The following is a 20,598-nucleotide window of genomic DNA, read 5'->3' as shown; positions in this document are numbered from 1 at the left end:
TGGAACGGACGTCGCCTTCATCGATGAGGTCTACGCCGAGGGCGACGCGCAGCGACTCGGTTGACCTGAGCCGCGCCGGCGGCGGGCACAATCCCCGCCATGAAGCACGGGATGCGCGCGCAAGTCGTCTGGTGGCTGGCATGGCTGCTGCTCGCCGTCGCCGGCGCGGTCTGGATCGCGCGCGCCGAGCTGGCGCGGCTGCAGGAGGATTTCGAGACGAACGCGCGCATCGCCCACCGGCTGCTGAGCCAGCAGGTGGTGCAGTACGACGCGGTGCTGGCCACGCTGGCGCTGCTGGAGACGGCGGCCGATGCCGGGCGGCCCGAGCAGCGGCTGTCGGCGGTCTACCCTTCGATCCTCGGTGTCATGCGGCGCGACGACGGCGCCGCGTGGCCCGATCCCGCTCTGGCGCGGGCAGAGTCACGCTCGCGCGAACTGCGCCGCCCCGAACTCGCCAGCCAGGACTTCGTGCGCGGGCGCTACCGGCTCGTGATCGGCGCGACGCCCACCAGCTATGCGCTGGACATCGACCTGCCCGCCACCGTGCCCTGGCGCGACTGGCCGATGGATCCGAAGACGAGCCTGGTGCGCGTGCTGCTCGAACGCGACGGCCAGCAGTTCGTGGTGCAGCCCGGCCGGGCCGCGGCCGCACAGGGCTGGGCCTTCGATTTCCGCAAGGTGCTGGCCTCGGAAAGCCAGGCCTTCGACGTGGTCGCGCAGCGCCACGTGCGCTGGCGCGAACTGCCCTGGGCCCGCATGGCGGCGTGGGCGATGGCCATGGCCGTGGTGCTCAGCGGCGCCGCCGCGCTGCGGCGCCAGCGCATCGAGCGCCGCCGGGCCGAGGAACTGCTGCGGCTCGGCCAGGTCGCGCGCCTCAATGCGCTGGGCGAACTGGCAGCCGGCCTGGCGCACGAACTCAACCAGCCGCTGACGGCGGTGCTGGCGAACACGCAGGCCGCGCGGCGGCTGCTCGACGAGGACCCGCCCGAGCTGGCCACCGCGCGCGGTGCCATGCAGCAGGCGGCGGCGCAGGCGCGCCGCGCCGCCGAGGTGGTGGGGCGGCTGCGCCGCGCGATCGAGCGGCCGGGACAGGCGGGCGCCGCCAGGCCGGTGCCGCTGCAGGAGACGGTGCGCAGCGCGCTGCACCTGCTGGCGCCCGAGTTCGACCGGCGTGACATCGCGCCCGTGCTCGAGGGCGGCTTGCACCCGCCGGTACAGGTGCAGGCAGAGCCGGTGGCGCTGGAGCAGATCGTGCACAACCTGCTGATGAACGCGATGCAGGCACTGGACGAACTGCCGGCAGGCGAGCGGCAACTGAAGCTCGCGATCGAGCGCGAGGGCGGGCAGGGCGTGCTGCGCGTGAGCGACAACGGACGCGGCATCGCGCCCGAACTGCTGCCGCGCATCTTCGAGCCCTTCTTCAGCACGCGCGAGGGCGGACTGGGCCTCGGACTGAGCCTGTGCGAGACGCTGGCCGGCGCGATGGGCGGCACGCTGGCCGCCGAGCCCGCCGCGCCGCGCGGCGCGCGCTTCACGCTGCGCCTGCCGCTGGCGATGCAGGAGGGCCGCGCATGACGCGCCACGAGCCGCAGTCGCCGCTCATCCACCTGATCGACGACGACGACGCGGTGCGTGCCGGCCTGTCGCTGCTGATCGGCACGGTGGGCCTGCGCACGCAGGGCTGGTCGGACCCGCAGGCCTTCGTCGAGGGCTTCGACCGCAGCGGCATCGGCGCCATCGTCCTGGACGTGCGCATGCCGGGCCTCAGCGGACTGACGGTGCTGGAGACCCTGGTGAAGCAGGGGGTGGACCAGCCGGTGATCATGCTCACCGGACACGGCACGGTCGAGATGTGCCGCCGCGCCTTCAAGTCGGGGGCGGCGGAGTTTCTCGAGAAGCCGGTGGACGACGAGCAACTGCTCGAGGCGCTGCAGCAGGCGGTGCGCCAGCATGTGCGTTCGCGCGAACGCGCGCAGGCGGACCAGGCCGCGCGCGAGCGCCATGCGCAGCTGTCGGAGCGCGAATGCGAGGTGCTTCGCTTCATCGTCGAAGGTCTGACCAACAAGGAGATCGCGCGGGCACTCGCGCTGTCGCCGCGCACCGTCGAGACGCATCGCGCCAACCTGTTCGCCAAGCTGGGTTGCGATTCGCTGGCGCAGTTGATCCGGCGCTATGCGGCACTGGTGGCGGACGCACCGTGAGGCTCCGTAGTTCTACGGAGGCCTCGGCGTAGCCGTACGAATGGCGCCGGCGGGCCGCGATTTCTACAGTGGCGATGCGGCCGGCAAGACGCCGGCGCGAGACTCGACACCACTGGAGAACTTCATGCATCCGATCCTTCGCCGCGGCGCGCTCGCCGTCTCCTTCGCCACCATCGCCATCGGCGCGCACGCCCAGGCCCAGGCCCCGGCCCAGGCGCAGAGCCCGGCCGTGCGCAGCGAGAAGAACATCTCGCTGGAACTCGCGAACCAGATCGCCGCCGCCACCGTCGCCGCCTGCGCGGCCAACGGCTACTCGGTCGCTGCCACCGTGGTCGACCGTGCCGGCGTGGTCCGCGCGATCCAGCGTGCCGACAACGCGGGCGCGCACACCATCGCAGCCAGCGAGCGCAAGGCCTGGACCTCGGCCTCGGCCAAGGCGCCGACGCTGGCGATGATGGAGAACGCGCAGAAGAACCCGGGTGCCGCGAACCTGGTGAACATCCCCGGCTTCCTGCTGCTGGGCGGTGGCGTGCCGGTGAAGGCCGGCAACGAAGTCATCGGTGCCGTCGGTGTCGGCGGCGCGCCGGGCGGCCACCTCGACGAGCAGTGCGCCAACGCGGGCATCGACAAAGTCAAGGCACAGCTCGGCTGAACGCGATGAAGGCCCTGCATCGACGGCTGTCGTGGCTTGCGCTCCTGTCGGCGTTGGCGATGGCGCCCGCGGCGGCCCAGGTGCCGCCGTCGGCCGCCGAAGTGCTGGCCTACGAAGGCGTGCACCAGGCCGCCTGGCGCGGCGACCTGCCGCGCCTGAAGGAACTGCTGGCTGCCAAGGTCGATCTCGAGGCACGCGACAGCCGCGGCCGCACCGCGCTGCACGTGGCCACCTACGCGCGCCAGCGCGAGGCGATCCGGCTGCTGGCGCAGGCCGGCGCGAAGCTCGACGTGCTGGAGCATGACCGCTACGACGCGATCACCATCGCGGCGGTGGCCGACGATCCGGCCACGCTCTCGCTGCTGCTGTCGCTGGGCGCCAGCCCGCGCCAGACCACCAGCCGCTACGACGGCACCGCGCTGATCGCCGCCGCGCACCTTGGGCACGACGAGGTGGTGCGCCGGCTGATCGCGGCGGGCGCCCCGCTGGACCACGTGAACAACCTGCACTGGACCGCGCTGATCGAGTCCATCGTGCTGGGCGACGGCGGCCCGCGGCACCAGCGCACGCTGGCCGCGCTGGTCGATGCCGGCGCGAATCTGCGGCTGGCCGACCGGCAGGGCAACACGCCCCTGCAACTGGCGAAGGCCCGCGGCTACCAGGCCATGGTCGACAAGCTGAAGGCGGCGGGCGCGAAGTAGCAAGAGGTGCGCACCCGCCCCTGCCACTCGGGGACAATCGGGCGATTCCTCCGGAGGAGTTCGCCGATGTACATGCCGCCCCAGTTCGACAGCCAGGACCGCGCGATTGCCGCGCAGCTCATGCGCGAGCATCCCTTCGCCAGCCTGATCACGGTCGACGACGATGGCCAGCCCTTCGGCACGCACCTGCCGCTGGTGCTGGACGACCGCGGCGAAGCGGGCGGCTTCGCGCTGCTGGGCCATTGCGCCAAGCCCAATCCGGCCTGGCGCCACCTGCAGGCACGGCCGCGGGCGCTGGTGAGCTTCCTGGGGCCGCATGCCTACCTCTCGCCCTCGGTGTACCCGGACCTTGCCCGGGTGCCCACCTGGAACTACCTGGCCGTGCATTGCAACGTGTCGGCGCGGCTGATCGAATCGGCCCCTGAGAAGGACGCGCTGCTCAAGCGCCTGATCGGCGATCACGAACCGGCCTATGCCCGGCAATGGCGCGACCTGGGCGAGGCGTTCCAGCGCAAGATGCTCGACGGCATCGTCGGCTTCGAGCTCGAGGTGACGGCGTTGCAGTGCAAGCTCAAGCTCAACCAGCACCGGCGCGAGTCGCATGCGGCCATGTACGCGCAGTACAGCGCCGGCTCGCACGACGAGCAGGCGCTCGCGGCCTGGATGCGCCGCCTCGGCATGGCGACCCAGCCCACCCCGGCAGGGGAGCACTGAATGCGCGCGCTGGGCCTGTTGGGGGTGCTGCTCGCGCTCGTGATCGTGGGCGTGCTGGTCAAGAAGCAGCTGGGCGGCACAGCGGCGGCGCCGGGCCAGCCGGCAGCCTCTCAGCCCCGCCAGGTCGAACAGCAGTTCAAGCAGGCGCTGGACGCCGCCATGCAGCAGCCTCGCCCGATCCCGGATGACGACGCCCGCTGAAGCGCATTGGATGCGCCTCGCGCTCGACGAGGCCCAGCGGGCGGCCGCGGCCGGCGAAGTCCCGGTGGGCGCGGTGCTGGTGAGAGACGGCCGCGTGCTCGCCCGCGGCCGCAACGCGCCGGTCGCGCTGCACGACCCCAGCGCCCATGCCGAAATGAACGCGCTGCGCGCGGGCGGCGCGGCACTGGGCAACTACCGCCTCGACGGTTGCGAGCTCTACGTCACGCTGGAGCCTTGCGCGATGTGCGCCGGCGCCATCCTCCATGCGCGGCTGGCCCGCGTGGTCTTCGGCGTGGCCGACCCCAAGACCGGCGCGGCCGGCTCGGTGCTCGACCTGTTCGCGAGGCGCCAGCTCAACCACCATACGCAGGTGCAGGGCGGCGTGCTGGCCGACGAATGCCAGCAACTGCTGCAAGACTTCTTCAAAGGCCGGCGCAGCGCGGCACGCGAGGCGGCCGAGCCGCTGCGCGACGATGCCCTGCGCACACCCGCCGAGCGCTTCGAGGCCTTGCCCGACTACGGCTTCGCGCCGCACTACGTCAGCGACCTGCCGCAACAGCGCGGCTGGCGCATGCACTACCTCGACGAGGGACCGGCCGACGCGCCCTGGGCCTGCCTGTGCCTGCACGGCCCCGGAGAATGGAGCTACTTCTTTCGCCATCTCGCGCGCGTGCACGGGCCGCGGGTGCTGGTGCCGGACCTGGTCGGTTTCGGCCGCAGCGACAAGCCCAAGCGCGAGGCGGTGCACCAGTGGCCATGGCACCGCGACCTGCTGCTCGCCTGGCTGGACCGCCTGCAGCCCGGGCCGCTGGCGCTGGTGTACAGCGCCGGCGCAGGCGAGCTGGCGAGCCTGCTCACCAGCGCCGCACCGGAGCGCTTCATGCTCGCCATCGCCGCCCCCGACGGCGGCACGAGCGCCGAGGCCGCCTGGCGCGCGCCCTTTCCCGATCGCGGCTTCGAAGCGGCGCTGCGAGCCCTCGGCGCCGCACCCGAAGACGTGTCGGGGCCCAGCCCGGAGCAGGCCGAGCTGATCGCGCGAGAGGCGATGGGATACTTCGCCCCGTGAAAAAGAAGCACATCTACATCTATTCCCCCTCCAGCGCCGTGCGCGACAAGGCCGCCTACCGGCGCGGCATCCAGCGGCTGCAGGCGCTGGGCCACGAGGTCGAGGTCGACGAGGCGGCACTTTCCACGTACCAGCGCTTCGCGGGCGACGACCGCACCCGCGTCGCCGCGCTGTCCCGCGCCGCGGCCAGCCGGGCCGACGTGGCGCTGATCTCGCGCGGTGGCTACGGGCTCACCCGCATCCTCGATGCCATACCCTGCAAGGCCATCGCCAAGGCCATCGAGCGCGGCACCGAGTTCGTGGGTCTGAGCGACTTCACCGCCCTGCAGTGCGCGCTCTTCGCGAAGACGGGTGCGGTCAGCTGGTCCGGCCCGGCACTGGGCGAGGACTTCGGCGCCGAGGACGGCCCGGACGAGATCATGGAAGCCTGCTTCGACGACCTGCTGCAAGGACAGGGCGAGGGCACAGGATGGCGCGTGCCTCCGCGCGAGGCCGAGATGCTCGCCGGCTTTCGCGGCCTGCACGGCGCGACGCTGTGGGGTGGCAACCTCTGCGTGCTGACCAGCCTGCTCGGCACGCCTTACTTTCCGGCGGTCGACAAGGGCGTGCTCTTCCTCGAGGACGTGAACGAGCATCCCTACCGCATCGAGCGCATGCTCGACCAGCTGCGCCATGCCGGCGTGCTCGCGCGGCAGAAGGCCGTGCTGCTGGGGCACTTCACCGGTACGCGCAAGTTGCCGCACGACCGCGGCTTCGACATGCGGACCGTGGCGGACCGCCTGCGGGGGCTGATCAAGGCGCCGGTGCTGACGGGCCTGCCCTTCGGCCACGTGCCGACCAAGGTACTGCTGCCGGTGGGCGCCAAGGTCGAGGTCGCGGCCGATGGGCGGGACGTGTTCATGGTGTGGGGGCACCGCCATGCCCCCGGCCACCGCGCCCACTGACGCCCAGCAACGCCCGCCCATCCCGGCCGGGGCCGTCCAATGAAAAAGCCGCTGCGCAAGGCAGCGGCTTTTTCATTGTGGAAGAGGAGGAGGCGCTTCTCAGGTGGTGAAGCGGTGATGCGGCCGCGGCACCATCGCGCAGGGCAGCCCGCCCTTGAACATCCGGTTGATCTCGCGCATCTGGCGGCGGGCGACGGCTTCGCCGTCAGTGGTGCTCAACGCGGTCACCACATCTTGACGGAGGTACCAGAGCGCCTCTATGTCGCCGGCAAAGCGGACCCGTTGCGCGACGCGCTGGGTCGCGTGGCCACCGTGCTTCTGCAGGAGTTCGAGCATGGCACTGCGGATCTGCGCGAGCTGACGATCCGAAGAGCGGCGCAGCCCGAAGACGGGAGACGACAGGAATCGGAAGAGACTGCTGAGTGACGCCATGTGACGAAAGTGAGTGCGTAGAGCGCTGATGGGCGCAACGTTAAAGGTACAAGGGTGTAACACACAAGGGAGAAAGTGCGATTTCACGTTGGAAAACAACATACTTCACACATTTCTTCATGCTTTAGTAGAGCAATTAATAACTAAGTTGTAATAGGATCTGACACCACGTTGCTACTGAATGAAAAAGCAACATCTCGACTTGCCCAGGTCGCGATTTGACGCTGCTCTGGGGCATTTGGGGCCTGCTTTGCCATAATCCTTCGGCGCCAGCCACCAACATTTGCACACTTGCACCAATGACCGGTCACCCCACTGTCGTTTTCGCCGATCTGACTGGGAGTACCAGGGTGTTCGAGGCCATCGGCAACGCCCGTGCCACCGAGACCGTCACGCGCCTGATCCAGTGGATCGGCGGGGTCTGCGAATCGCACGGTGGCCGTGTCGTGAAATCGTTGGGCGATGGCGTGTTCGCGATATTCGCCAGCGGGGCGAAGGCAACCCACGCCGTGCTGGAACTCCAGCGCAATCACCAGAAACGCTTGCAGACCTGGCCGGCGCCGCTGCGCATGGAGCTGCAGATCGGCGTGGCCAGCGGCGAGGTGGTGGAAGTCGATGGCGACTGCTACGGCGATGCGGTCAACCTCGCTTCCCGCCTGAGCGACCTGGCCGGCCCTGGCCAGATCTGGGCGACCGAGTCGGTCATCGACCAGCTGCAGGGCGGAGAGGCACGGCACCGCAGCCTGGGCCCGATCAACATCCGCGGCAAGAACGAGATGCCGGTCGTGCACCGAATCGACTGGCAGGACGAGGTGACCGAGTTCCTCACCATGCCGGCCTCGCTGGCCGCGCCGACCGGGCGAGGGGCGGATTCCTCCTTCGGGCAGATCGAACTGGCATGGCTGGACGTGCGCTCCATGTTCCGCGCCGAAGAGCTTCCGATCCACCTGGGCCGGGTGGACGACGCCCAGTTCGTGGTCAACGATCCTCGCGTGTCGCGGCTGCATGCGCGCATCGAGGCACGCCTGGGCAGCTGCGTTCTGGTCGACATCAGCACGTACGGCACCTGGGTGCGCTTCCACGGCACCGCGGGCGCCAGCGGCGAGATCGCGCTGCGGCGCGACGAGTGCGTGCTGCACGGCAGCGGCGAGATCGGTCTCGGCGCGCCGCTGAGCGACTTCAGCGCGCCCACGATTTCCTTCAACACCACCGGCAGCAGCGTGCTGCTGTCGCGCAGCGGCCGCTGAGAGAGCAGGGCGGGGCGGGGCGGTCGCCCGTCGTCCTTCCCGATTCTTGATATCTCTGCTTGGCAAGCGACGCATCTGCGTCCACCATGGTGTGTTTTTGGGCCGCCGTGCTGCCACCCTTCGATCCCTGGCTGACAAACCGCATCGCCCTCGACGCGGCGGCCGCTGCGCATGCCGACGCCGCCGCGCTCGCGGCGCGGCGCGACCGGCGCCTGGCGGACCTGTTTCGGGCCGCCGCACGCGGTTCGCCCTTCTACCGGCGCTATCTGGCGGGGCGGAATCCGGCGGACATCCGCCTCGACACCCTGCCGCTCGTACACAAGGCCGAGTTGATGGACGCCTTCGACGACTGGGTGGCCGATCCCGTGCTGCGCCTCGATGCGCTGCGCCGCTTCACCGCCGATCGCTCCCGCATCGCCGACCCCTTCGAGGGCCGCTACGTGGTGTGGGAGAGTTCGGGCAGCAGCGGCCACCCGGGCATCTTCGTGCAGGACACCCACGCCATGGCCGTGTATGACGCGCTGGAGTACCTGCGCCGGCCGGCGGCGCGCTCGCTGGAGCGCCTGATGAATCCCTTCGGCATCGGCGAGCGCATCGTCTTCGTCGGTGCCACCGGCGGCCATTTCGCCAGCACGGTGTCGATCGAACGCCTGCGCCGGCTCAACCCGATGCTGGCGCTCAGTCTGCACAGCCTCTCATTTCTGCAATCGCCCGAATCGCTGCTGAGGCAACTGGACGCCTTGCGTCCGACGGTCATCGCCACCTATCCCAGCGTCGCGCTGCTGCTGGCCGAGGAGCGCCAGGCCGGGCGACTGCGGACCGCGCCGCGCGAGGTCTGGACCGGGGGGGAAAACCTGTCGGCCGCCTGCCGCGGCTTCGTGCAGCAGGCGCTCGGCTGCCCCGTGGTCAACAACTACGGCGCCTCGGAGTTCCTCACGCTGGCCAGCGAATGCCGGCAGGGCCGGCTGCATCTCAACAGCGACTGGGCGATCCTGGAATCGGTGGATGCGCAGGGTCGCGTCCTTCCGGCCGGCGGGCGCGGCACCACCACGCTGCTGACCAACCTCGCCAACCATGTCCAGCCCCTGATCCGCTACGACCTGGGCGACCGCGTCTGGCAGGACCCCGTCCCCTGCGCCTGCGGCAGCGCGCTGCCCGTGATCGAGGTGGAAGGCCGCAACGACGACGCCCTGCGCCTGGGCCGGCCGGGCACGCGAACCGTCCGCGTCCCGCCGCTGGCCGTGAGCACGGTGCTGGAAGACGATGGCGGCCTGTTCGATTTCCAACTCGTGCAGAAAGGCCCTTGCGAGCTGCTCCTGAGCACCGGCCTCAGGGGGCAGGCCGCGGATGCCAGCCTGCGCCGCGCGCGCAGCGCGCTGTCGGCCTTCCTCGCCAGGCAGGGCGCGGTCGGCGTGCACATCCATTGCCGCAGCGGCGCGCGCGAGCATCGCGGCCTCAGCGGCAAGGTCCAGCGCGTGCGCATTGCCGCATCCGAGGCTTGAAGCGGCGGCCTCCTTCCTCTAGGCTTCGCTTTCGACCGGCGCGACGCTTCGCACGAGCCGCAGCCGGAACGGAATCGGAATCCACTGGGAGACCCTGATGACCTTCGCCTCTGCCACCGATCTGCCCAGCGGTCCTTATGGCAGCTTCCAGTCGCTGCTCGATCTTCAAACCGCGGTCATCGACAGCTTGATGCGGGTGCAGCAGGCCCAGCTTCAGATGCTGACCCTCTGGCAACAGCCCTTCGCTGCCGTGAACCAGGAACTCTGGGACCAGTGGATCTGCCGCTTCGGTGGCGGCGTGCCCATCGACGGCTGAGTGTCGCTCGCGGTCACCGCGACGCCGCGTTCCCCGGGATCGCGGGTTTGTACCTAGATTCGCAGCCTCAAGTTCCACGAGGCCGCAGCCGATATGCCTGGTGACCCGGCCCGGTATCGACGGCCGTCTAGGAACAAGCATGCGGAATATGAAGATCGCGACCCGCCTCGGGTGGGGCTTCGGGATCGTGCTGCTGTGCATGGCTGCATCGATCATGGTGGGCATGCTCCATTTGCGCAGCACGGCTGACATTCATGTGCGAGCCCAGGCCGCGCAGATGGAGGCGCTGTCGAGCGCGATGCGCCAGTTGTCCGAAGGCGCGGGTGCCGCAGACGCCGCGCAGAAGCATCTGGCCGCCCTCGGCGCCCTGCAGGCACAACAGGCCAGGCACGCCAAAGCGGCCGCCGCGGAAATCGAAGAGGCGATCGCCGGCGCCAACGGCTGGCTTCTGGGACTGGGGCTGCTCGCGCTGGGGACCGGCGTGGGCTGGACCCTCGGCATGGTGCGAGCCATCGTACGGCCGCTGGACGAGGCCATCCTGATCGCCGAGACGGTGGCCGCGGGCGACCTCAGCAAGGAATTCGGGACCGAGCGCGGCGGCGAGTTCGGCCGGCTGCTGCGCGGCATGGGCGAGATGGAGGACACGCTGACCGACGTGGTGACCCGCATCAAGGCGTCCACCGATTCGATCGTGGCGGCATCGAGCGAGATCGCGTCCGGCAACCAGGACCTGTCCTCGCGCACCGAGGAGCAGGCCAGCTCGCTGCAGCAGACGGCGGCCTCGATGGAAGAGCTCACCAGCACCGTCAAGCAGAATGCCGACAACGCGCGCCAGGCGAATCAGCTGGCGCAGTCGGCCTCCGACGTGGCGGTCAAGGGCGGCGACGTGGTGAGCCAGGTGGTGGACACCATGGCGTCGATCCATGCGTCCTCGAAGAAGATCGTCGACATCATCGGCGTGATCGACGGCATCGCCTTCCAGACCAACATCCTGGCGCTGAACGCGGCGGTGGAGGCCGCGCGGGCGGGCGAACAGGGCAAGGGCTTCGCGGTGGTCGCCGCCGAGGTGCGCCACCTGGCGCAGCGCTCCGCCGGCGCGGCCAAGGAGATCAAGGGCCTGATCGACGACTCGGTGGGCAAGGTGGACGCCGGCACCGCGCTGGTGAGCGAAGCCGGCCGCACCATGGAAGAGATCGTTGGAAGCGTCAGGCGGGTGACGGACATCATCGGCGAGATCACGGCAGCCAGCCACGAACAGACCCAGGGCATCGAGCAGATCAACCAGGCCATCACGCAGATGGACCAGGTGACGCAGCAGAACGCCGCGCTGGTGGAACAGGCCGCGGCCGCGGCGGCCTCGATGCAGGAGCAGGCGGGCAAGCTGTCGCAGGTGGTGGGCACCTTCAAGCTCGACGATGACGAGGCGCCCGCCGTGCCCGTGCCCCTGCCGGTGCCCGCGTCCTTGCCCGCGTCCGCGTCGGCGCGGCCGGTCGCCGTGCGGCCGAAGGTGCCGGCCAAGCCAATGCAGCGGATTGCCCCGCCAGTGCCGCGCGAAGCCCCGTCGAAGCTGCCCGCGGGCGGCGACTGGGAGAGCTTCTAGACGTGCTCTGAGGGCTAGCGCTTCGCCAGGTCCAGAACCGCAGCCGCGAAGGCCGCGGGCGCTTCCTGCGGCAGGTTGTGGCCGATGCCGCCGGGGATCGTCCGGTGCTCGTAGCGGCCCGCGAACTTGCGGGCGTACGCACTGGGCTGCGGATGCGGCGCGCCGTTGGCATCTCCTTCCAGGGTGATGGTCGGCACGCCGATGAGCGGCGCCTGCGCGAGCCGCGCTTCGAGCTCGCCATACTTCGCTTCGCCATCTTCCAGGCCCAGCCGCCAGCGGTAGTTGTGCACCACGATGCGCACGTGGTCCGGGTTGTCGAAGGCCGCGGCGCTGCGTTCGAAGGTGGCGTCGTCGAAGGCCCATCGCGGCGACGCGGTCTGCCAGATCAGCCGGGCGAAGGCCTTGCGGTTCTTCTCGTAGCCCAGCCGTCCCCGTTCGGTGGCGAAGTAGTACTGGTACCACCACTGCAACTCGGCCTCCGGCGGCAACGGCACCTGGCCGCTTTGCTGGCTGCCGATCAGGTAGCCGCTGACCGACACCAGCGCCTTCACGCGCTCGGGCCACAGCGCCGCCATGATGCAGGCGGTGCGTGCGCCCCAGTCGCAGCCTGCGATGGTGGCCTGGCGGATCTTCAGCGCGTCCATCAGCGCGATGATGTCGACGGCCACGGCGCTCTGCTGGCCGTTGCGCGGTGTCGCTTCGGAAAGAAAGCGCGTCCCGCCGTAGCCGCGCAGGTGCGGCACGATCACCCGACGGCCGGCCGCGGCCAGCAGCGGCGCGACGTCGACATAGGTGTGGATGTCGTAGGGCCAGCCGTGCAGCAGGATCACGGGGTCGCCGTCCGCGGGGCCGAGTTCGGCGTATTCCACGTCGAGCACGCCGGCGTGGATGTTCTTGAGCGGCGCGAGGCGTCTCAGCGGCGCAGCCGAGGTCGGGGCCGCATCCTGGGCCCATGCCGCCGCGGTGCCGAACTGCGCGGCCATGGCGCCGATGGCAGCGGCGCCCAGGAATGAGCGCCGGGGGAGTGCGAATGCGTGTGTGTTCGACATGAGTACTTCCTTGTGAGATGGAGGGAGCCGGTTCGGGCTTTGTCGAACGGATTGTTGTGGCCGGGCACGCTCTGACGATGTACCTTCGTATGCCTCTGTATCCGGAGCGGCTTTGGCCACACTAAATTTCATGACGCGTGGCGAGCCGGGGCGCCCTGCGCGCCGGAGCGAGTCAGTCACAAGGAAGGAGGGGTCATGACCGATACAGTTTCCTCGGCCCTGCTGGCCCATGAATCGTCTGCGCGGTACGAAGAGCTGAAGCTGGCGTTTGCCTGCGAGTGCGCCGAGCGAGTCCGCCACTTGCTCGAGGATGAGCGTGTCACGCGCTGCCTCGACGTCCTGAAGGCGTACGTCAAGGGGGAGGCGGATCGAGCAGCGCTCGATCAGGCCGCGGCCGAAGCCGCAACGCTGGCCAATGGGCATCAAGGCTCCCGCTCGTTGGACGGCGTGGGTCATGCCGCCGTGTCGGCAAGCTATGCCGTTGCGAATGCATTGGGCGGCCGTGCCATTCAGGCGGCAGACTACGCCGCGTACGCTGTGGTCTACGCCGAGGGGGGGTATGGCGCCGTGTGCGACCCCGAGTCCTTCGTCGCCGAGAGGAAGTGGCAGTTGGCAGCGCTGGAGCGGCTAGTCCACTGACTCATTGAACTGGCCCCCCCGAGGGGCGTGCGAGACGGGCTGCGAAGCGAGGCGCCAGCCTCTTAGAAGCCCGTCGAATCAGGCTCACACGCTCGCTCGGCACCTCGGCCTTGGTGTCGCCCATCGCGACGATCTCGAACGAGGATCGGGCTGCCAGCTTGCGCGAGAGCGTGTCCCGAGGGCCCAGGGCGGTGAACTCGCGGTGCGATATCACGTGGACCTGCAGCTGCCGCGAGATGGTCTTCACGACCTTTTGCAAAGCGGCAGCCAGAAGAGCATCAAGCTGGGCTACGCGGTTTTCTACTGGGCGAGCCGGTTGCTGCGACAAGGTAATCTTTCCCTGCCCGAGGTGTCGCGCCAGGTCGGCTACGAGTCAGTGGCCGCCTTCAATCGGATGTTTCGGCGCGGTACAGCAAGGACGCCTGGCGCCGATGACGGCCAGGAACGGATATTCGACGATGGGGCTCACTCAACCAAGAGCGTCTTTCGCGGAAGCTTGATGGTGAAGACACATCCAGTGCCCGGAAGGTCCCGAACGTTCAATACGCCCCCCTCAGCCTCCACGCTTCGTCGCGCGATGGAAAGACCGAGTCCCAAGCCGCTCTTGTTCTCACCAACCTGCACAAAGGGCTGGAAAATGCGCGCTGTGGCTCCTGGCGGAAGTCCACCGCAGTGGTCCATGACGTCGACCAGGACATAGTCCCCTTCGGCATGGGCACTCAGGATGACTTCGGTACGAGGTTGGGTGAACTTTATGGCGTTCTGCAGCAAGTTCACCAGGGCCGCCAAGAGCCGCTCCCGATTGCCCGAGATGCCCAGTGTGCCATCGACGTCGAGGACCGAGAGCGTGCAGCCCTTGGTGCTCGCATCGAGCGAGGCGGCATTCCTGGCCTCCGCAACGAACGACGCGACCGAAAAGGCCGCCTCCTGAGGACCTTCGGCCGCGACCCTGACCTGAGACAGTGACAGATTCAGCATGGCCGCCAACGAGGCCAGGCTCCTTTTCAGCACGGCGCCTGTTGCGCCGCCAATCGGAACTCTTCCCGATTCCAGCGCGGTGAATGCAAGCGTTGCGGTGTGCAAGTAGTTCCGCAGCTCATGCACCAGCACCCCCAGTCGCTCGTTCTCCTCGGCGGTCTGCTGAAGTGCGACGCTGGCGTCCCGCCAGGTGCTGAATTCGGTGACCGCGTCGGCAATGGCGTTGTCGAGGCAACGGTTCAAGGTGCGGAACTCGTCGACGGAGAACGGCGCATCGAGTTCGACGGCGAGGTCAGTGATGGCCTGGCAAAGGTCGCCGTAGTCGTGCACGACTTGGTCGACGGAAAAGCCGAGCTCCATCAACTGCTTGCCGTGCGCTGCCGCACTCAGGCCCATTTCGGACAAGGCAGCGGCGTCACCGCCAGCAGCACCTGAAATCCTGAAGCTCTCGTCGACCTCGCCGTTCTCCTGCGCTTCCAGCGTCCTCATCAGCTGGTCCAGGAAAATCGGAACGCCGTTGGCCAACTGCTCAGCCGTGGCTGCGCGCTTGGGTCGTTGAGCAACCTTGGCCTTGCACCTTTCGATGAGGTCGTCGCGATGGTTCGAGAGGAATCGATGCATGTGGCCGTCCATGAAGAGCCCCGGTTTCGACGAGTTCGAAGAGCTCAGTGGGGAAAATTCGGCGTCCCCCGCACGTCGGCGAGGTCCGTCCATCAGTTCACATCATGCGCCATGTTTGCCACGCTCCGCAAAGTGGGCATCCAGCCGCCCGCATTCCCGCTCGAACGCCGCCATGCCTGCAAGCACGGTTTTCCAGTCGCCGGCGCGGCTGGCGCGGTCGATGCGTTCGCAAGCCGCGGCGAAGGCGAGCGCGCCCACCATCTTGCTGGCGCCTGCCATGCGGTGCGCGAAGCGGGTGACCTGGGGCACGTCGTCGTCGGCCACGGCCTGGCGCAGTCCGGCCGAATCGTCCTCGCAGGTCAGGCGGAAGGCGGCCAGCACCTGGTTCACCATCAATGCATCGCCCGCGCAGTTGGCCGTCAGCAGGGCCTGGTCGATCGGGCCATCGGCGATGCTTGCCTGCGGGTCCGATGCCGGCGTCGCCGCGGGCAGGGCAGGGGCGAGGGGCAGCGGCAACCAGCGATCGAGCTTGGCCGTCAGCTGCGCCAGCTCCACCGGCTTGACCAGGAAGTCGTCCATGCCGGCGGCGAGGCAAGCCTCCGCTTCGCCCTGCAGCGCGTTGGCGGTGCAGGCGATGATCGGCACGCGCGCGGCGCCGAGCTCGGATTCCAGCCCGCGGATGTTGCGCGCGAATTCGTAGCCATCCATGTGCGGCATGTGGCAGTCGGTGATGACCAGCCCGTAGCGGCCGGATCTCCACGCAGCGAGGGCCTGCACGCCATCGTCCGCGGTCTCGGCGGCGTAGCCCAGGGCCCGCACCTGGCGCAGCAGCAGCATGCGGTTGACGGGGTGGTCGTCCACCAGCAGCACCAGCGTGCCCTCGGCCTCGGCTTGCGCGGTGTCGGGCGCCATGCGCCGCGCGGACGAGGACGAGGAAGGAAGAGGGCGCGCGCCATCGGCGCCCGGGGCCGGCACCGCCTCGGCGATGGGCAGGGGCAGTTCCAGCGTGATGGTGGTGCCCTTGCCCGGCTCGCTCTCCATGCGGATCGAGCCGCCCATCATCTGCGCCAGTTGCCGCGAGATGACCAGCCCCAGGCCCGTGCCGCCCGGCCGCCGCCGCGCCTCCTCGCCCTCGGCCTGGCTGAAGGGCTGGAACAGGCGCTGCTGGTCTTCGGGCGAGATGCCGATGCCGGTGTCCTTGACCTCGAAGCGCAGGTGCTCCACGCCGTCCGAGCGGCCCAGCCACTGCACGTTGATGTCGATCCAGCCTTCGGTGGTGAACTTGATCGCGTTGTTGACGAAGTTGTTGAGGATCTGGCGCAGCCGCACCGGGTCGACCCGCAGCGCCGGGCTGACGCGCGGGTCCACCATGCGCCGCACGATCAGGCCCTTGCTGCTCGCGTTGCCCAGGTAGATGCTCTGCACCTCTTCGATCAGCCGCTTGATGGAGACGACCTCGGGCCGGACCTCCAGCTTGCCGGCCTCGATCTTCGAGAAGTCGAGGATGTCGTCGATGATGCGCAGCAGCGAACGGCTCGATTCGCGCACCAGCCCGAGCGTCTCGCGCTGCTCGGCATCCAGTTCGGTCAGGCCCAGCAGTTCCAGCATGCCCAGCATGCCGTGCATGGGCGTGCGGATCTCGTGGCTCATGGTGGCCAGGAAGGTGCCCTTGGCGCGGTTGGCGGCCTCCACCTCGGCGCTGCGCTGGGCGAGGGCGGCGTTCAGGCGCTCGATCTCCTGCTCCTTCTTCTTTCTTTCCGTCACGTCTTCCGACATGGTGAGCAGGTAGCGCGCCTCGCCGGACTCGTCGAAGATCGGGATCTTCTTCGCATGGAGCACGTGCACGCTGCCGTCGCGGGTGTGCAGGCTCTCCGCGGGAATGTCCACTTCGCGGCCCAGGGTCAGCGCCTCCTTGTCCTTGGCCGTGAAGAAGTCGGCTTCGGCCTGCGAGACGACGAACTCGTGGGCCGTCTTGCCCAGCAGCTCCTGCTGGCTGCGCCCCGTCAGTTCCTCCATGGCGCGGTTGACGCGGATGACCTTCAGCTCCTTGGCGTCCTTGACGATGACCTGGTAGGGGATGTGGTGAATGATGGAGTTGAGGAAGGTGTTGGCCGTTTCCAGTTCGGCCGTGCGTTCGCGCACACGTGCCTCGAGCTCGGCGTTGAGGGTGCGCAGGTCTTCCTCCACCTGGCGCAGCGCCGCCATGTGCTGCCGCTCGGCGATGGCCCGCCGCACCGAGTAGCGCAGCCGGTGCAGGCGCATCTTGATGACGTAGTCCGTGGACCCGGCCTCCATGCACTGCACGCCTTCTTGCTCGCTCAAGAGCGCGTTGGTGATGACGATCAGCAGCAGGCCGGGATGCCGCTGCAGCACCTCCCGCACCAGCGCCAGGCCGCCGATTTCGAAGTCGCAGAGCACCAGGTCGAAGGACTGCCGCTGCAGGGCGGCGACGAAGTCGTTCCGGGTCCGCACCCAGGTGATGTCGCAGGCCAGGTCTTCGGCCTGCAGCCCGGCCCCGATGCGTTGCGCGTCGGCCGGATCGTCCTCGAGTTGCAGCACGCGGATGGTGGTGCTCATCGGCGTGCGTCCTGTCCGTGCTGCCCGTCCTGTTCGCCGCGCAGGGACGCCACCACGTCCTTGAACTCCTCGCGGTTGCGCTCGCTCAGCGCCGAGAGGGCCTCGTGCGCCTTCAGGATGCGCTTCTGCACCGCGGCCTGGTCGCCGCCGGCGTCCAGCGGGTAAAGCTCCGGCGCGGCGGGCCGGTCCTCACGCACCGCGGCCAGCACCTGCTGCATGCTCAGCTCCTCGAACATGGCGCGGACGGACGGCGCCACCTCGGCCAGCGACACGCCGCCGCGGGCGACCAGTTCGTGCACCGTGCCCAGGCAGGTGCTGTCCATGTACTCGCAGCCGGAGAGGTCCAGCACCAGGGGCCGTCCCCTGTCCAGCACGGCCAGGGCCGCTTCGTGGAAGGCGTCGCATTGCATCCAGCTCGCCCGGCCGCGCAGCGCCAGCCAGGCGACGTGATCGGCTTCGCCGAAGAACACCACCTCGCTCTCGGGCCGCGGCATCGTGGAGGCGGCGGCCGCGGGGCGCTCGGCGCCGTTGTCGAACCAGGAGGCGCCCGCATGCGCGTCGATCAGCAGGATGGTGACGTCGTCCCGGTCCACCCCCGCGGGCATCGCGCCATGCACTTGCGTCATCACGTCCTGCGCGCTGGCCAGCGGGCTGGCAAGCACCTGTTGCAGCGACTCGAGCTCGGGCGCCGACCCGGAGGGCAGCAGCCCGTCGGTGTAGAGAAGGATGCGGTCGCCCGCCAGCAGGTGCAGCCGCTCCTGCCCGAAGCGCGCATCCGCCGCCAGCCCCAGCGCGGGCCCGGTGCGGCGGACCTGGCGCCTCTCCCCGCCTTCGCGCGCGATCAGCACGGGGGGATGGCCTGCGGAAGCCAGCGTGAGGCTGGCGTCCGAGGTGTCCAGCAGGCCGAACACGGCGGTGAGGAACAGCCCGGGCGCCGCATGTGCCTCGCAGATCGCGCGGTTCACCGCGGCCAGCACCTCGGCCGGGGGCAGCGCCAGGCCGCTCACCGCGTCCACCAGCACCAGCCGCTGCTTGAAGAGCACCGAGAGCATGGCCGAGGTCACGCCGTGGCCGGTGGCATCGGCCAGGTAGAAGGCGAGGTGATGCTCGCCCAGACGCACCACGTCGTACAGGTCGCCGCCCACGTGCTGCCCGGGCCGGTACACCGCCTGGATGCAATAGCCCTCCATCGGCGGCGGGCTGCGCGGGAGCAGGGCGCGCTGGATCACTTCCGCGCGCTCCAGGTCGCGCCGCAGCAGTTCGGAGGTCTCCTCGAGTTCGCGCACCTTGTCCTCCAGCGCCCGGTGCAGGCGCTCGCGCTCGGCCAGCAGGTGGCGGCGCTCGAGCGCGTTGCGCACGGCCACGCTCATCTCTTCCTTGCGTGGCGACTTGGGCAGGAAGTCGAAGGCGCCGAGGCGGATGGCGGCCACGGCCGAGTCGAAGGTCTCCAGGCCGGACAGCACGATCCACATGGCCTCCGGCACGGCCCGGCGCCCCCAGCGCAGCAGTTCGAGGCCGTCCATGCGCGGCATCATGATGTCGGTCAGCACCAGCGCGACCTCGGGATGCTCGCGCAGCACCTGCTGCGCCGCGATGCCGTCGGCCGCCTCCAGCACGGGCGCACAGCCGAGGCTCTGAAGCGTGAGCTTCGCCATCAGGCGGGTCACCGGCTCGTCGTCCACCACCAGCGCCACGGGAGGGACAGGGTCGAGGTTCATGACATCGGCAGGCAGGACGCCTGCGCCTTGCGGGACGGAAATTCTCCGGGGCGCCGGGCTCGATGGCAAGCCGGGGAAGACGCCTTGCGCGACGGCGAAAAAGCTCAGCGATTCCGGGGCAGGGCCGCCGCCATGGTCGGCCACGGGCGCCGTGGAAGCGGACCGCGCGTTCCCGTCGGTCCGCTTACCCCGCGACCGCTCGCGGCACCGAAGCCGAACGCCGCCGCGCGGCGCCGCGTTCCTGCAGCAGTGTCAAGCCGACCGTGATGGCCATGAAGACCACCGCGGCCCAGAAGATCGCGCTGAAGTGGCCGCGGTCCAGCAGCCATCCGAAGAAGGCCGGGCCGACGGCGCCGCCGATGTTGAAGCCGGTCGACACGATGCCGAAGGCCTTGCCTTCGCCGCCGGGCGGTGCGGCGGCACGCACGAGCATGTCGCGCGAGGGCGCGATCATCCCGGTGAGAAAACCCGCGACGCCCAGGCAGAGGACGAATGCCACCGGCGGCAGTCCGCCCCAGGCTACCAGCGCGGTCAGCACCGCGGCGCCGGCGAAGGCAGCGGCCGCGACCAGGCCGTGGCGGCGCGTGCGATCGGCCAGCGTGCCGCCGGCGAGCACGCCGAAGGCGCTGGCGAACAGGAAGGCGGTCAGCGCGGTGTTGGACCAGGGCAGGGTCTGGCCATAGCCGCCGACCAGGGCGGAAACCGAGAACTTCTCGATCGAGCCGGTGCTCAGGTTGAGGAACACGTACAGCAGGGTGAGGGCTGCGATGGCTGGCGTCAGGACGCCGAGCGGGCGTCCGTGCGGCCGCGCCGTACCCGTTCGCTGCGCCGGCCTGGCGCGCTGCGCAGCCACGGGCTCGCGGCTCATCCACACCGTGAACCAGGCGATCAGGCCCGCCAGCGCCGTCGCGCCGAAAGCCCATGGCACGCCGCCCACCGCATGGATGCTCAACAGCATGGCCGGTGCGATGGCGCCGCCCAGGAAGCCGGAGAAGGTGTGCACGGAAAAGGCCCGGCCCAGCCGCGACTCCTGGATGCCGGCGGACAGCATGGCGTAGTCGGCCGGGTGGTAGACACCGTTGGCCAATCCCGCGAATGCCATCGCGACGAGCAGCCACGCATAGCTGTGCAGGAAGGCGAGCGAGGCGAAGCTCGCACTGCCGAGCGCCAGGCCGGCGAGCAGCACGCGCCGCGCGCCGAAGCGGTCCACCGCGAATCCCAGCGGTGCCTGCACCAGTGCCGACACGATGTTGAAGACGCTCAGTGCCAGGCCGAGTTCGACGAATCCGACGCCGAGGAAGGCCGGCAGCACGGGCAGGAGGGCCGGCAGCGCCAGGATGTGCAGGTGGCTGACGAAATGCGCCGCGCTGACGCGCGCGAGCAGGCCCATGCCGGGCCGGGGTGGTGATGTGTTCGGGAGGGAGACGTTCATGCAGCGCG

Annotated in this window: 20 protein-coding genes; 13 read left to right on the top strand and 7 right to left on the bottom strand. The window is 69.5% G+C overall.

The genetic code is table 11. The features are described 5' to 3' along the window. Positions 1–99 precede the first annotated feature (99 nt). The 8 genes from ABEA07_RS09310 (at position 100) to ABEA07_RS09275 (ending at position 6,479) form a co-directional block, all read left to right on the top strand. Positions 100–1,575, top strand: coding sequence for a sensor histidine kinase (locus ABEA07_RS09310; RefSeq protein WP_345537385.1), 1,476 nt, complete (start codon positions 100–102; stop codon positions 1,573–1,575). After that, positions 1,572–2,201 carry a response regulator transcription factor gene (locus ABEA07_RS09305; RefSeq protein WP_345537383.1) on the top strand — a complete coding sequence of 210 codons (630 nt, stop codon included), beginning with the start codon at positions 1,572–1,574 and terminating at the stop codon, positions 2,199–2,201. Before ABEA07_RS09310 ends, ABEA07_RS09305 begins: the two co-directional genes overlap by 4 nt. A 124-nt stretch (positions 2,202–2,325) precedes the next feature. Then, a complete protein-coding gene (locus ABEA07_RS09300; RefSeq protein ID WP_345537381.1) occupies positions 2,326–2,853 on the top strand; it encodes a GlcG/HbpS family heme-binding protein in 528 nt (175 codons plus the stop codon). 5 nt (positions 2,854–2,858) lie between these two features. Beyond that, a complete protein-coding gene (locus ABEA07_RS09295) occupies positions 2,859–3,554 on the top strand; it encodes an ankyrin repeat domain-containing protein (RefSeq protein WP_345537380.1) in 696 nt (231 codons plus the stop codon). Positions 3,555–3,620: 66 nt separating this feature from the next. Continuing rightward, positions 3,621–4,268, top strand: a complete 648-nt coding sequence (locus tag ABEA07_RS09290) for an FMN-binding negative transcriptional regulator (protein ID WP_345537379.1) — start codon at positions 3,621–3,623, stop codon at positions 4,266–4,268. Then, a complete protein-coding gene (locus ABEA07_RS09285; RefSeq protein WP_345537378.1) occupies positions 4,269–4,469 on the top strand; it encodes a hypothetical protein in 201 nt (66 codons plus the stop codon). It begins immediately after the preceding gene. Then, positions 4,453–5,535, top strand: coding sequence for a tRNA adenosine(34) deaminase TadA (tadA, locus tag ABEA07_RS09280; protein WP_345537377.1), 1,083 nt, complete (start codon positions 4,453–4,455; stop codon positions 5,533–5,535). The genes ABEA07_RS09285 and tadA overlap by 17 nt, the downstream gene beginning before the upstream one ends. Beyond that, a complete protein-coding gene (locus ABEA07_RS09275) occupies positions 5,532–6,479 on the top strand; it encodes an LD-carboxypeptidase (RefSeq protein WP_345537375.1) in 948 nt (315 codons plus the stop codon). Before tadA ends, ABEA07_RS09275 begins: the two co-directional genes overlap by 4 nt. 99 nt (positions 6,480–6,578) lie before the next feature. Here the strand turns inward: ABEA07_RS09275 and ABEA07_RS09270 are convergent, their stop codons facing one another. After that, positions 6,579–6,911, bottom strand: coding sequence for a hypothetical protein (locus tag ABEA07_RS09270; RefSeq protein ID WP_345537374.1), 333 nt, complete (start codon positions 6,909–6,911; stop codon positions 6,579–6,581). A 299-nt stretch (positions 6,912–7,210) separates the two neighbouring features. On the opposite strand from ABEA07_RS09270, the gene ABEA07_RS09265 reads away from it, so the two are divergent. The 4 genes from ABEA07_RS09265 (at position 7,211) to ABEA07_RS09250 (ending at position 11,576) form a co-directional block, all read left to right on the top strand. Then, positions 7,211–8,158: an adenylate/guanylate cyclase domain-containing protein gene (locus tag ABEA07_RS09265; protein WP_345537373.1), complete on the top strand. Its 948-nt coding sequence runs from the start codon at positions 7,211–7,213 to the stop codon at positions 8,156–8,158. Between the two features lie 86 nt (positions 8,159–8,244). Next, the gene (locus ABEA07_RS09260) at positions 8,245–9,660 is read left to right on the top strand and encodes a phenylacetate--CoA ligase family protein (RefSeq protein ID WP_345537372.1); all 1,416 of its coding nucleotides are present in this window, start codon (positions 8,245–8,247) and stop codon (positions 9,658–9,660) included. Positions 9,661–9,757: 97 nt separating this feature from the next. Then, a complete protein-coding gene (locus ABEA07_RS09255) occupies positions 9,758–9,976 on the top strand; it encodes a hypothetical protein (RefSeq protein WP_345537370.1) in 219 nt (72 codons plus the stop codon). Positions 9,977–10,115: 139 nt separating this feature from the next. Beyond that, positions 10,116–11,576, top strand: coding sequence for a methyl-accepting chemotaxis protein (locus tag ABEA07_RS09250; RefSeq protein ID WP_345537369.1), 1,461 nt, complete (start codon positions 10,116–10,118; stop codon positions 11,574–11,576). 14 nt (positions 11,577–11,590) lie between these two features. Here the strand turns inward: ABEA07_RS09250 and ABEA07_RS09245 are convergent, their stop codons facing one another. Continuing rightward, positions 11,591–12,625, bottom strand: a complete 1,035-nt coding sequence (locus ABEA07_RS09245) for an alpha/beta fold hydrolase (protein WP_345537368.1) — start codon at positions 12,623–12,625, stop codon at positions 11,591–11,593. Positions 12,626–12,820: 195 nt separating this feature from the next. Here ABEA07_RS09245 and ABEA07_RS09240 point away from each other — a divergent pair, with 195 nt between their 5' ends. Then, positions 12,821–13,264 carry a putative immunity protein gene (locus ABEA07_RS09240; RefSeq protein WP_345537367.1) on the top strand — a complete coding sequence of 148 codons (444 nt, stop codon included), beginning with the start codon at positions 12,821–12,823 and terminating at the stop codon, positions 13,262–13,264. Between the two features lies 1 nt (position 13,265). On the opposite strand, the gene ABEA07_RS09235 is transcribed toward ABEA07_RS09240, so the two are convergent. From ABEA07_RS09235 to ABEA07_RS09215, 5 genes are all read right to left on the bottom strand, one after another. Continuing rightward, complete coding sequence (locus ABEA07_RS09235; RefSeq protein ID WP_345537366.1) at positions 13,266–13,511, bottom strand: hypothetical protein; 246 nt, start codon at positions 13,509–13,511, stop codon at positions 13,266–13,268. Positions 13,512–13,729: 218 nt separating this feature from the next. Beyond that, positions 13,730–14,863, bottom strand: coding sequence for a sensor histidine kinase (locus ABEA07_RS09230; RefSeq protein WP_345537365.1), 1,134 nt, complete (start codon positions 14,861–14,863; stop codon positions 13,730–13,732). Between the two features lie 102 nt (positions 14,864–14,965). Then, positions 14,966–17,440 carry a response regulator gene (locus ABEA07_RS09225; protein ID WP_345537364.1) on the bottom strand — a complete coding sequence of 825 codons (2,475 nt, stop codon included), beginning with the start codon at positions 17,438–17,440 and terminating at the stop codon, positions 14,966–14,968. Continuing rightward, a complete protein-coding gene (locus ABEA07_RS09220; RefSeq protein WP_345537363.1) occupies positions 17,437–19,158 on the bottom strand; it encodes a SpoIIE family protein phosphatase in 1,722 nt (573 codons plus the stop codon). Before ABEA07_RS09220 ends, ABEA07_RS09225 begins: the two co-directional genes overlap by 4 nt. 184 nt (positions 19,159–19,342) lie before the next feature. Beyond that, a complete protein-coding gene (locus ABEA07_RS09215; RefSeq protein WP_345537362.1) occupies positions 19,343–20,590 on the bottom strand; it encodes an MFS transporter in 1,248 nt (415 codons plus the stop codon). Positions 20,591–20,598: the final 8 nt, after the last annotated feature.

It is taken from the genome of Variovorax defluvii, from assembly GCF_039541515.1.
Classification (GTDB): domain Bacteria; phylum Pseudomonadota; class Gammaproteobacteria; order Burkholderiales; family Burkholderiaceae_C; genus Variovorax; species Variovorax defluvii.
This window is presented reverse-complemented; position numbering and strand designations above follow the sequence as displayed.

Excerpts from the sequence above, each read along its gene's own strand:
- ABEA07_RS09305 (WP_345537383.1), top strand. The coding sequence starts at position 1,572 with ATGACGCGCCACGAGCCGCAGTCGCCGCTCATCCACCTGATCGACGAC.
- ABEA07_RS09270 (WP_345537374.1), bottom strand. The coding sequence starts at position 6,911 with ATGGCGTCACTCAGCAGTCTCTTCCGATTCCTGTCGTCTCCCGTCTTC.
- ABEA07_RS09230 (WP_345537365.1), bottom strand. The coding sequence starts at position 14,863 with ATGCATCGATTCCTCTCGAACCATCGCGACGACCTCATCGAAAGGTGC.
- ABEA07_RS09260 (WP_345537372.1), top strand. The coding sequence starts at position 8,245 with ATGGTGTGTTTTTGGGCCGCCGTGCTGCCACCCTTCGATCCCTGGCTG.
- ABEA07_RS09250 (WP_345537369.1), top strand. The coding sequence starts at position 10,116 with ATGCGGAATATGAAGATCGCGACCCGCCTCGGGTGGGGCTTCGGGATC.
- ABEA07_RS09215 (WP_345537362.1), bottom strand. The coding sequence starts at position 20,590 with ATGAACGTCTCCCTCCCGAACACATCACCACCCCGGCCCGGCATGGGC.
- ABEA07_RS09220 (WP_345537363.1), bottom strand. The coding sequence starts at position 19,158 with ATGAACCTCGACCCTGTCCCTCCCGTGGCGCTGGTGGTGGACGACGAG.
- ABEA07_RS09255 (WP_345537370.1), top strand. The coding sequence starts at position 9,758 with ATGACCTTCGCCTCTGCCACCGATCTGCCCAGCGGTCCTTATGGCAGC.
- ABEA07_RS09285 (WP_345537378.1), top strand. The coding sequence starts at position 4,269 with ATGCGCGCGCTGGGCCTGTTGGGGGTGCTGCTCGCGCTCGTGATCGTG.
- ABEA07_RS09310 (WP_345537385.1), top strand. The coding sequence starts at position 100 with ATGAAGCACGGGATGCGCGCGCAAGTCGTCTGGTGGCTGGCATGGCTG.
- ABEA07_RS09265 (WP_345537373.1), top strand. The coding sequence starts at position 7,211 with ATGACCGGTCACCCCACTGTCGTTTTCGCCGATCTGACTGGGAGTACC.
- ABEA07_RS09290 (WP_345537379.1), top strand. The coding sequence starts at position 3,621 with ATGTACATGCCGCCCCAGTTCGACAGCCAGGACCGCGCGATTGCCGCG.
- ABEA07_RS09245 (WP_345537368.1), bottom strand. The coding sequence starts at position 12,625 with ATGTCGAACACACACGCATTCGCACTCCCCCGGCGCTCATTCCTGGGC.
- ABEA07_RS09300 (WP_345537381.1), top strand. The coding sequence starts at position 2,326 with ATGCATCCGATCCTTCGCCGCGGCGCGCTCGCCGTCTCCTTCGCCACC.
- ABEA07_RS09295 (WP_345537380.1), top strand. The coding sequence starts at position 2,859 with ATGAAGGCCCTGCATCGACGGCTGTCGTGGCTTGCGCTCCTGTCGGCG.
- ABEA07_RS09225 (WP_345537364.1), bottom strand. The coding sequence starts at position 17,440 with ATGAGCACCACCATCCGCGTGCTGCAACTCGAGGACGATCCGGCCGAC.
- tadA (WP_345537377.1), top strand. The coding sequence starts at position 4,453 with ATGACGACGCCCGCTGAAGCGCATTGGATGCGCCTCGCGCTCGACGAG.
- ABEA07_RS09240 (WP_345537367.1), top strand. The coding sequence starts at position 12,821 with ATGACCGATACAGTTTCCTCGGCCCTGCTGGCCCATGAATCGTCTGCG.